3 protein-coding genes are annotated in these 12,917 nt (G+C 37.6%); all 3 read left to right on the top strand.

All coding sequences use genetic code 11. The annotated features are described in order from the left end of the window. Positions 1 to 7 precede the first annotated feature (7 nt). On the top strand, positions 8 to 1,066 hold the full coding sequence (locus tag CCAL_RS07495; RefSeq protein WP_172285140.1) for an NAD-dependent epimerase: 1,059 nt from the start codon (positions 8 to 10) through the stop codon (positions 1,064 to 1,066). 3 nt (positions 1,067 to 1,069) lie between these two features. Further along, positions 1,070 to 1,885: a DNA ligase gene (locus CCAL_RS07490; protein ID WP_170017276.1), complete on the top strand. Its 816-nt coding sequence runs from the start codon at positions 1,070 to 1,072 to the stop codon at positions 1,883 to 1,885. Positions 1,886 to 1,999: 114 nt separating this feature from the next. Beyond that, complete coding sequence (locus CCAL_RS07485) at positions 2,000 to 12,652, top strand: retention module-containing protein (protein WP_172285139.1); 10,653 nt, start codon at positions 2,000 to 2,002, stop codon at positions 12,650 to 12,652. Positions 12,653 to 12,917: the final 265 nt, after the last annotated feature.

The following is a 12,917-nucleotide window of genomic DNA, read 5'->3' as shown; positions in this document are numbered from 1 at the left end:
GAAAAATATGAAAATTTTAGTAACTGGAACGGCTGGATTTATCGGCTTTCACCTAGCAAATGCGCTAGCAAAACGCGGTGATGAGGTCGTTGGATATGACAATATAAACGACTACTACGACGTAAATTTAAAACTAGCGCGTCTTAAAAATGCCGGTTTTGACGTGAGTGAGATAGAGGAAAGAAAGCTAATTACCTCAAAAACAAATGCAAATTTAAAATTTATAAAAGCAGATCTAGCCGATAAAGAGGTGCTTGAAAATTTATTTAAAGAGTATAAATTTGACTGCGTGGTAAATCTAGCCGCACAAGCTGGAGTTCGCTACTCGCTTATCAATCCACAAGCTTATATAGATAGTAATATCACGGGCTTTTTAAACATTTTAGAGTGCTGTCGCCACAACAAAACAGCAAACTTGGTTTACGCAAGCTCAAGCTCGGTTTACGGGCTAAATGAGAATATGCCGTTTTCTACTCACGAAGCGGTAAATCACCCGATAAGCCTTTACGCGGTAACAAAAAAGAGCAACGAGATGATGGCGCATACTTACAGCCACCTCTTTGGTGTGCCGACCACTGGTCTACGCTTTTTCACCGTTTATGGTCCTTGGGGACGCCCTGATATGGCGCTATTTTTATTTACCGAAGCTGCACTTAAGGGCAAGAGCATAGATGTCTTTAATCACGGCAAGATGAAGCGCGACTTTACCTACGTGGATGATATCGTAAAAGGTATCATAAAATGCGTGGACAACCCAGCTAAGCCAAACCCAAAATGGAACGCGAAAAATCCTGATCCAGCGACTTCAAGTGCGCCGTTTAAGGTCTATAATATAGGCAACAACAGCCCAGTTGAACTCATGGACTACATAAAGGCGGTTGAGATAAGGATAGGGCGCGAGATAGAGAAAAATTTCATGCCACTTCAGGCTGGCGACGTGCCTGCGACATTTGCTGACGTGAGTGATCTTGTAGAGGATTTTAACTACAAGCCAAACACAAGCGTGAACGACGGTGTGGCGAGATTTGTCGAGTGGTATAGCGAGTTTTACGGAGTTCAAATTTAGCACATGAAAATGCTCTTTGCTTTATTTTTGGTGTTTGTAGCGAGTTGTTTTGCTAAAGAGCCAATGCTTCTTAAAGTCTATAAGGGCGATGAAAATTTAAGCACATGGATGATGAGTGAGAAGCTTGACGGTGTGCGTGGAATTTGGAATGGCAATACCTTAAAAAGCAGGGCAAATTTAGCCATATCCACACCCAAATCCTGGCTGTCGTGCTTCCCAAATTTTAGCCTTGACGGTGAAATTTACAGTCGCTCTCTTGACTTTGAACGCATAACTTCTATTGTAAACAGTAGCCAAGACAAGGGCTGGAGCGAGTTAGAGTATCATGTCTTTGATCTACCAAATGAAGATGGCAGTCTTATACAAAGACTTGAAATTTTAAGGAATTACCTAGATAAAAATCCTTGCCCGCAAATAAAAATCATAGAGCAACTACCAGCCATCTCGCACGAAAATGTAGTAAAATTTCTTGATAAGGTAACCTTAAATGGCGGCGAGGGTGTTGTCGTGCGCGATCCAAACGCTAGCTATCAAAGTGGCAGAAGCGATAAAATTTTAAAACTCAAGAAATTTTTAGACGATGAGTGCGAGATTATAAAGATAAATGCGGGTAGGGGTAAATTTCAAGGATTTATGGGAAGCCTTACTTGTAGAAATTTAAAAGATGCTGCGACTTTTAAGATAGGCTCGGGCTTTAGTGATAAAATGCGTAAAAATCCACCTGCAATAGGCACGATAATAACTTATAAATATCAAAATTTAACCAAAAACGGGCTGCCGAGATTTCCTGTGTTTTTAAGGATTAGAGAGGGGCATTAAGCAGAGCGCTCTTCGTGATCATGTTATTTGTATTGTACCTAGGTACAATAGACGCAAGCTACTTGTTTTGTTATAATCTAGTCAAAATAAAAGTAAAACACTAAGGAAAATACCATGGCAGCGCAAGTTGGAGTAGTAAAGCAGATTATCGGTAGCGTCGTAGCAGTTGATGAAAATGGCAAAGAAAGAGCACTAAATGTTGGCGATGCGATCTTTTTAGGTGAGACGGTAAAGACGCAAGGTGGCGACTCTAGAGCTGTTTTATCCATGGATAATGGCGAAAATATAGAGATATTAGAAAATGATACGGTGGCTATAGATCACAGCACTGCAAGCAATGAGAGTTTTGGCGCCGATGCGATAGCCGAGCTTTCGGACTTACAAAAGGCGATCTTAGCAGGCGAAAGTCTAGATGACTTAGAAGAAACCGCCGCAGGTGTCGCAGGTGGCAACAACAGTGGCACAGCTCAGCTTAACGAGTCGTATTTTACCGAGGGCGGTCATGAAAGCAATATCTACGCTGATAGTGATAGAAGTTTAGATGAGGTCTTAAGCGGACTTAGCTTAAACAACCCTATTGGATCGATCGGTACGATGTCAGACGCAAGCGACAATACTGACAACTCAAGTATAATCACCGATAACACTAAACCAGAGATAACTCTAAATACACCTATTATTACAGATACTAATAGTGAGGCTGATGGTATAGCCGATAGGGTAGAGCTAAGCGGAAGCACTAATCAGCCAAACACTAACGTAACTATTAGTGTAGCAGATAAGGTAATAGGCACAGTTACTACAGATAGTGAGGGTAAGTTTAATATATCTATAGATACTACAGATGTTCAGCCAAATACTAATGTAACAGCTAGCGTAACAGATAAAGCTGGTAATACTAGCACAGATAATAATAGTGCCACATCTTTAAATTTCACCGATAACACTAAACCAGAGATAACTCTAAATACACCTATTATTACAGATACTAATAGTGAGGCTGATGGTATAGCCGATAGGGTAGAGCTAAGCGGAAGCACTAATCAGCCAAACACTAACGTAACTATTAGTGTAGCAGATAAGGTAATAGGCACAGTTACTACAGATAGTGAGGGTAAGTTTAATATATCTATAGATACTACAGATGTTCAGCCAAATACTAATGTAACAGCTAGCGTAACAGATAAAGCTGGTAATACTAGCACAGATAATAATAGTGCCACATCTTTAAATTTCACCGATAACACTAAACCAGAGATAACTCTAAATACACCTATTATTACAGATACTAATAGTGAGGCTGATGGTATAGCCGATAGGGTAGAGCTAAGCGGAAGCACTAATCAGCCAAACACTAACGTAACTATTAGTGTAGCAGATAAGGTAATAGGCACAGTTACTACAGATAGTGAGGGTAAGTTTAATATATCTATAGATACTACAGATGTTCAGCCAAATACTAATGTAACAGCTAGCGTAACAGATAAAGCTGGTAATACTAGCACAGATAATAATAGTGCCACATCTTTAAATTTCACCGATAACACTAAACCAGAGATAACTCTAAATACACCTATTATTACAGATACTAATAGTGAGGCTGATGGTATAGCCGATAGGGTAGAGCTAAGCGGAAGCACTAATCAGCCAAACACTAACGTAACTATTAGTGTAGCAGATAAGGTAATAGGCACAGTTACTACAGATAGTGAGGGTAAGTTTAATATATCTATAGATACTACAGATGTTCAGCCAAATACTAATGTAACAGCTAGCGTAACAGATAAAGCTGGTAATACTAGCACAGATAATAATAGTGCCACATCTTTAAATTTCACCGATAACACTAAACCAGAGATAACTCTAAATACACCTATTATTACAGATACTAATAGTGAGGCTGATGGTATAGCCGATAGGGTAGAGCTAAGCGGAAGCACTAATCAGCCAAACACTAACGTAACTATTAGTGTAGCAGATAAGGTAATAGGCACAGTTACTACAGATAGTGAGGGTAAGTTTAATATATCTATAGATACTACAGATGTTCAGCCAAATACTAATGTAACAGCTAGCGTAACAGATAAAGCTGGTAATACTAGCACAGATAATAATAGTGCCACATCTTTAAATTTCACCGATAACACTAAACCAGAGATAACTCTAAATACACCTATTATTACAGATACTAATAGTGAGGCTGATGGTATAGCCGATAGGGTAGAGCTAAGCGGAAGCACTAATCAGCCAAACACTAACGTAACTATTAGTGTAGCAGATAAGGTAATAGGCACAGTTACTACAGATAGTGAGGGTAAGTTTAATATATCTATAGATACTACAGATGTTCAGCCAAATACTAATGTAACAGCTAGCGTAACAGATAAAGCTGGTAATACTAGCACAGATAATAATAGTGCCACATCTTTAAATTTCACCGATAACACTAAACCAGAGATAACTCTAAATACACCTATTATTACAGATACTAATAGTGAGGCTGATGGTATAGCCGATAGGGTAGAGCTAAGCGGAAGCACTAATCAGCCAAACACTAACGTAACTATTAGTGTAGCAGATAAGGTAATAGGCACAGTTACTACAGATAGTGAGGGTAAGTTTAATATATCTATAGATACTACAGATGTTCAGCCAAATACTAATGTAACAGCTAGCGTAACAGATAAAGCTGGTAATACTAGCACAGATAATAATAGTGCCACATCTTTAAATTTCACCGATAACACTAAACCAGAGATAACTCTAAATACACCTATTATTACAGATACTAATAGTGAGGCTGATGGTATAGCCGATAGGGTAGAGCTAAGCGGAAGCACTAATCAGCCAAACACTAACGTAACTATTAGTGTAGCAGATAAGGTAATAGGCACAGTTACTACAGATAGTGAGGGTAAGTTTAATATATCTATAGATACTACAGATGTTCAGCCAAATACTAATGTAACAGCTAGCGTAACAGATAAAGCTGGTAATACTAGCACAGATAATAATAGTGCCACATCTTTAAATTTCACCGATAACACTAAACCAGAGATAACTCTAAATACACCTATTATTACAGATACTAATAGTGAGGCTGATGGTATAGCCGATAGGGTAGAGCTAAGCGGAAGCACTAATCAGCCAAACACTAACGTAACTATTAGTGTAGCAGATAAGGTAATAGGCACAGTTACTACAGATAGTGAGGGTAAGTTTAATATATCTATAGATACTACAGATGTTCAGCCAAATACTAATGTAACAGCTAGCGTAACAGATAAAGCTGGTAATACTAGCACAGATAATAATAGTGCCACATCTTTAAATTTCACCGATAACACTAAACCAGAGATAACTCTAAATACACCTATTATTACAGATACTAATAGTGAGGCTGATGGTATAGCCGATAGGGTAGAGCTAAGCGGAAGCACTAATCAGCCAAACACTAACGTAACTATTAGTGTAGCAGATAAGGTAATAGGCACAGTTACTACAGATAGTGAGGGTAAGTTTAATATATCTATAGATACTACAGATGTTCAGCCAAATACTAATGTAACAGCTAGCGTAACAGATAAAGCTGGTAATACTAGCACAGATAATAATAGTGCCACATCTTTAAATTTCACCGATAACACTAAACCAGAGATAACTCTAAATACACCTATTATTACAGATACTAATAGTGAGGCTGATGGTATAGCCGATAGGGTAGAGCTAAGCGGAAGCACTAATCAGCCAAACACTAACGTAACTATTAGTGTAGCAGATAAGGTAATAGGCACAGTTACTACAGATAGTGAGGGTAAGTTTAATATATCTATAGATACTACAGATGTTCAGCCAAATACTAATGTAACAGCTAGCGTAACAGATAAAGCTGGTAATACTAGCACAGATAATAATAGTGCCACATCTTTAAATTTCACCGATAACACTAAACCAGAGATAACTCTAAATACACCTATTATTACAGATACTAATAGTGAGGCTGATGGTATAGCCGATAGGGTAGAGCTAAGCGGAAGCACTAATCAGCCAAACACTAACGTAACTATTAGTGTAGCAGATAAGGTAATAGGCACAGTTACTACAGATAGTGAGGGTAAGTTTAATATATCTATAGATACTACAGATGTTCAGCCAAATACTAATGTAACAGCTAGCGTAACAGATAAAGCTGGTAATACTAGCACAGATAATAATAGTGCCACATCTTTAAATTTCACCGATAACACTAAACCAGAGATAACTCTAAATACACCTATTATTACAGATACTAATAGTGAGGCTGATGGTATAGCCGATAGGGTAGAGCTAAGCGGAAGCACTAATCAGCCAAACACTAACGTAACTATTAGTGTAGCAGATAAGGTAATAGGCACAGTTACTACAGATAGTGAGGGTAAGTTTAATATATCTATAGATACTACAGATGTTCAGCCAAATACTAATGTAACAGCTAGCGTAACAGATAAAGCTGGTAATACTAGCACAGATAATAATAGTGCCACATCTTTAAATTTCACCGATAACACTAAACCAGAGATAACTCTAAATACACCTATTATTACAGATACTAATAGTGAGGCTGATGGTATAGCCGATAGGGTAGAGCTAAGCGGAAGCACTAATCAGCCAAACACTAACGTAACTATTAGTGTAGCAGATAAGGTAATAGGCACAGTTACTACAGATAGTGAGGGTAAGTTTAATATATCTATAGATACTACAGATGTTCAGCCAAATACTAATGTAACAGCTAGCGTAACAGATAAAGCTGGTAATACTAGCACAGATAATAATAGTGCCACATCTTTAAATTTCACCGATAACACTAAACCAGAGATAACTCTAAATACACCTATTATTACAGATACTAATAGTGAGGCTGATGGTATAGCCGATAGGGTAGAGCTAAGCGGAAGCACTAATCAGCCAAACACTAACGTAACTATTAGTGTAGCAGATAAGGTAATAGGCACAGTTACTACAGATAGTGAGGGTAAGTTTAATATATCTATAGATACTACAGATGTTCAGCCAAATACTAATGTAACAGCTAGCGTAACAGATAAAGCTGGTAATACTAGCACAGATAATAATAGTGCCACATCTTTAAATTTCACCGATAACACTAAACCAGAGATAACTCTAAATACACCTATTATTACAGATACTAATAGTGAGGCTGATGGTATAGCCGATAGGGTAGAGCTAAGCGGAAGCACTAATCAGCCAAACACTAACGTAACTATTAGTGTAGCAGATAAGGTAATAGGCACAGTTACTACAGATAGTGAGGGTAAGTTTAATATATCTATAGATACTACAGATGTTCAGCCAAATACTAATGTAACAGCTAGCGTAACAGATAAAGCTGGTAATACTAGCACAGATAATAATAGTGCCACATCTTTAAATTTCACCGATAACACTAAACCAGAGATAACTCTAAATACACCTATTATTACAGATACTAATAGTGAGGCTGATGGTATAGCCGATAGGGTAGAGCTAAGCGGAAGCACTAATCAGCCAAACACTAACGTAACTATTAGTGTAGCAGATAAGGTAATAGGCACAGTTACTACAGATAGTGAGGGTAAGTTTAATATATCTATAGATACTACAGATGTTCAGCCAAATACTAATGTAACAGCTAGCGTAACAGATAAAGCTGGTAATACTAGCACAGATAATAATAGTGCCACATCTTTAAATTTCACCGATAACACTAAACCAGAGATAACTCTAAATACACCTATTATTACAGATACTAATAGTGAGGCTGATGGTATAGCCGATAGGGTAGAGCTAAGCGGAAGCACTAATCAGCCAAACACTAACGTAACTATTAGTGTAGCAGATAAGGTAATAGGCACAGTTACTACAGATAGTGAGGGTAAGTTTAATATATCTATAGATACTACAGATGTTCAGCCAAATACTAATGTAACAGCTAGCGTAACAGATAAAGCTGGTAATACTAGCACAGATAATAATAGTGCCACATCTTTAAATTTCACCGATAACACTAAACCAGAGATAACTCTAAATACACCTATTATTACAGATACTAATAGTGAGGCTGATGGTATAGCCGATAGGGTAGAGCTAAGCGGAAGCACTAATCAGCCAAACACTAACGTAACTATTAGTGTAGCAGATAAGGTAATAGGCACAGTTACTACAGATAGTGAGGGTAAGTTTAATATATCTATAGATACTACAGATGTTCAGCCAAATACTAATGTAACAGCTAGCGTAACAGATAAAGCTGGTAATACTAGCACAGATAATAATAGTGCCACATCTTTAAATTTCACCGATAACACTAAACCAGAGATAACTCTAAATACACCTATTATTACAGATACTAATAGTGAGGCTGATGGTATAGCCGATAGGGTAGAGCTAAGCGGAAGCACTAATCAGCCAAACACTAACGTAACTATTAGTGTAGCAGATAAGGTAATAGGCACAGTTACTACAGATAGTGAGGGTAAGTTTAATATATCTATAGATACTACAGATGTTCAGCCAAATACTAATGTAACAGCTAGCGTAACAGATAAAGCTGGTAATACTAGCACAGATAATAATAGTGCCACATCTTTAAATTTCACCGATAACACTAAACCAGAGATAACTCTAAATACACCTATTATTACAGATACTAATAGTGAGGCTGATGGTATAGCCGATAGGGTAGAGCTAAGCGGAAGCACTAATCAGCCAAACACTAACGTAACTATTAGTGTAGCAGATAAGGTAATAGGCACAGTTACTACAGATAGTGAGGGTAAGTTTAATATATCTATAGATACTACAGATGTTCAGCCAAATACTAATGTAACAGCTAGCGTAACAGATAAAGCTGGTAATACTAGCACAGATAATAATAGTGCCACATCTTTAAATTTCACCGATAACACTAAACCAGAGATAACTCTAAATACACCTATTATTACAGATACTAATAGTGAGGCTGATGGTATAGCCGATAGGGTAGAGCTAAGCGGAAGCACTAATCAGCCAAACACTAACGTAACTATTAGTGTAGCAGATAAGGTAATAGGCACAGTTACTACAGATAGTGAGGGTAAGTTTAATATATCTATAGATACTACAGATGTTCAGCCAAATACTAATGTAACAGCTAGCGTAACAGATAAAGCTGGTAATACTAGCACAGATAATAATAGTGCCACATCTTTAAATTTCACCGATAACACTAAACCAGAGATAACTCTAAATACACCTATTATTACAGATACTAATAGTGAGGCTGATGGTATAGCCGATAGGGTAGAGCTAAGCGGAAGCACTAATCAGCCAAACACTAACGTAACTATTAGTGTAGCAGATAAGGTAATAGGCACAGTTACTACAGATAGTGAGGGTAAGTTTAATATATCTATAGATACTACAGATGTTCAGCCAAATACTAATGTAACAGCTAGCGTAACAGATAAAGCTGGTAATACTAGCACAGATAATAATAGTGCCACATCTTTAAATTTCACCGATAACACTAAACCAGAGATAACTCTAAATACACCTATTATTACAGATACTAATAGTGAGGCTGATGGTATAGCCGATAGGGTAGAGCTAAGCGGAAGCACTAATCAGCCAAACACTAACGTAACTATTAGTGTAGCAGATAAGGTAATAGGCACAGTTACTACAGATAGTGAGGGTAAGTTTAATATATCTATAGATACTACAGATGTTCAGCCAAATACTAATGTAACAGCTAGCGTAACAGATAAAGCTGGTAATACTAGCACAGATAATAATAGTGCCACATCTTTAAATTTCACCGATAACACTAAACCAGAGATAACTCTAAATACACCTATTATTACAGATACTAATAGTGAGGCTGATGGTATAGCCGATAGGGTAGAGCTAAGCGGAAGCACTAATCAGCCAAACACTAACGTAACTATTAGTGTAGCAGATAAGGTAATAGGCACAGTTACTACAGATAGTGAGGGTAAGTTTAATATATCTATAGATACTACAGATGTTCAGCCAAATACTAATGTAACAGCTAGCGTAACAGATAAAGCTGGTAATACTAGCACAGATAATAATAGTGCCACATCTTTAAATTTCACCGATAACACTAAACCAAATGATCCGATCATTTCATGGGATGAAGATACCAAGAAAGACGGTGTTTTAAACAACGAAGAAAACGCCAAAGATGGCAAGGCAAACGAAACGACCGCAACCATTACGTTACCAAGTGATGTGAGTGCGACAAATACGGTTGTTGTTACTATCACAAATCCAAGCGGCGAAACAAAAACTGTAAGCATACTATCTCAAAACGGCTCTACTGCCCAGCTTGACGACGGGCGCACCATAGAGGTTAAAGACGGTTCTATAAAAATACCTGTTGAAGTAATGGAGAGCAAAAATACCAGCATAAGTGCCTTTATAAAAGATATCGCAGGAAATCAATCTAGCGAAGTTTCTTCTAGTATAACCGTAGACAACAGTATTAAATTTATAGATAGTGATATCACCTTAACAGTTTCTGAATATGATATAAAGGGCGGAGCAAGTAGTGCTGATGCCATAAAGACAGAAAGCTCATCGGCCGTAACGTCATTTACATTTACTACACAAGACGGCACAGATAGCGGATTACTAACAAATGCCGACACCAAGGTATTGTGGTTTAATGAAGATGGCAAGTTGGTAGGTAAAGAAGCAAGCCAAGGCGGTGCAACCGTAATAGAGCTAAGTGTCGACAATAACGGTCAAATTTCAACAAGCTTACTAAAACCGGTATTTCACAAAGATGGTGAGGGTAACTTATTAGACTCAACAACAACAAAAGGTGTGACGGTAGAGGCTGTAAATATGGTTGGTAGTAACGCAAGTATAGACATAAACGTAACGATTAACGATAGTACGCCAACGTCATACAATCCAACAAATAACACCATGGACATAACCATCGCAAATCCAAAATCAAACGTTACATTGGTGCTTGACTTTTCTATAAGTATGTTTGATCAAGTTAGTGCTACAGATAAGACCATGAGAGTTGATGCGGCATATAAGGGTCTTATGGCGTTACTTAATGACTACGGCACAAAAGGTGAAGAGAACGTTAAAGTAAGCCTTGTGGCATTTTCAGGTAAGGCAGCCACGCTAACAAATTCTCATGGCGATACTTGGATGAGTATAAACGACGCGAAAGCCATGATAGCAAGATACTATGCACATAGAACTGTAAACGGAAAAGAGGCATTTACTTACTCTTTAGAAAGCTCTTTGCTATCTGGCACAAATTATGATGCCGCACTTGCTAAAACCATGGAGACGTTTGATAAAAATGGTAAATTTACGGAAAAAGGCGTAGAAAATAGGATCCACTTTGTATCTGATGGCGATGCTACCGTATCTGACGCAAGTAGCACATCTTTAAGCAACACTGCGTCTATTTTATACGATGGTAAAATTTGGAATTTTGGAACAGGTAATAGATTTACCAACAGCGGTAGCTCAGGATATATCACTACAAATAGCACCGGAACAAGATTTTATAGAAATGGCAACATCGAGATAACTTCCGAGGTTACTACCGACCACGGTATTAGCAAGGCGGAAGAGAGCATTTGGAGGGAGTTTTTAACGAAAAATGGCATAATAGCCGAGTCTTATAAACTAGGCGAAGACGTAAATCTCTCAAGCTTAAATTCTATCTCTTATAACGGCATAACCGGTGAAAATACAGATGCACAGGAATTTAGCAAGTTAAAATTTGAGGCTAAAACAGCTGAAAACGTTAACTTTGTTACAAAAGCCAATGGAGAAGTCGGTTTTGACCTCGGTGCTGATGAAAATGGTACTATTAGTGTCGAAATAGATGGTAAAACTTACATATATGATATCGCTGCCAAGACTATAAACGGCGAAGCGTGCGAGATAAACAGTGACGGAGATGTGATAGCCAAAGTTGAGGTAGTAAGAGATACAGGTAGTAAGCTAGTTGTGGATCTTGCAAAGGGCACTTATGACTACACTGCTGATGAGAATGTGGCTAATAGTAAAGAAGGCGAGACTATTGATATTAAATTTACTATAACTGATGCGGATGGTGATAGTGTAACTCAAACATCTTCTTCTACGTTTGTAAATCCTGCTATACCGGAAACCCCAGTAGCTCCAAGTGTGCCGACAGGACCAAGCACTATAGGTATAACAGAAACTTTTGATAATACCATAGACACGTTTAAAGGCTATAGTATAAGCAAGGATGGACAAGCTGGTTCTAGCAGATATGGCTTTGCGCATTATGATTATGATAAACATATAGGTAGTGAAGATACATATGATACTGTTAAAGTTGGCGAAACTATAAATTTCGATAATTTAACTCAAAACTATACTGTTAATAATTACTGGTTTGGAAGAACCGAGATGTCTGATGCTAGCAGCCTAGATGCAAGGATGGAGCATATCAACAGACTAGATCTTGGAAAAGGGGATAATAGTGTAGGCTTGCTTAACCTATCCGCCGATGATGTGCTAGATATGACCGATAGTATCGATACTATATTAAAAATAGACGGCGATAGTAATGATACGGTAACTGGCAAATGGGAAAAATCAACCGACTATAAAGCCGAAGAGGGATATGAGCTTTATGAAAGTAAGGTTACTTCGGGTGATCATGCAGGCGAGACTATCTACATTCAGATAGACACTGACATCAAAACAGACTTCTAATTTATCAATCAGGCGAGAGATCTTCTCGTCTGATTTTAAATATCTAAAATTTTTAATCAAACAATAAATTTAAATTACTTTTATTTATGTAAGTATGTTATTTTATTATGCATTAAGGTTGAAGTGTCTAAGGCGTAGCTTACAGAGACATAAATAAGTAGTGGCGGACAGAGAGGGATTCATGTTTTAATTATAAAGCATTTATTTACGGATACTTCTAAGCTATTTAAATTTTTACTAACGCAGAAAGTAACGCACTTTTTTA

Origin of the sequence: Campylobacter sp. RM6914 (assembly GCF_004803835.1) — a bacterium.
GTDB lineage: Bacteria > Campylobacterota > Campylobacteria > Campylobacterales > Campylobacteraceae > Campylobacter_A > Campylobacter_A californiensis.
This window is presented reverse-complemented; position numbering and strand designations above follow the sequence as displayed.

Bases quoted from the DNA above. Each gene is read 5' to 3' on its own strand.
- CCAL_RS07495 (WP_172285140.1), top strand. From the start codon at position 8: ATGAAAATTTTAGTAACTGGAACGGCTGGATTTATCGGCTTTCACCTA.
- CCAL_RS07485 (WP_172285139.1), top strand. From the start codon at position 2,000: ATGGCAGCGCAAGTTGGAGTAGTAAAGCAGATTATCGGTAGCGTCGTA.
- CCAL_RS07490 (WP_170017276.1), top strand. From the start codon at position 1,070: ATGAAAATGCTCTTTGCTTTATTTTTGGTGTTTGTAGCGAGTTGTTTT.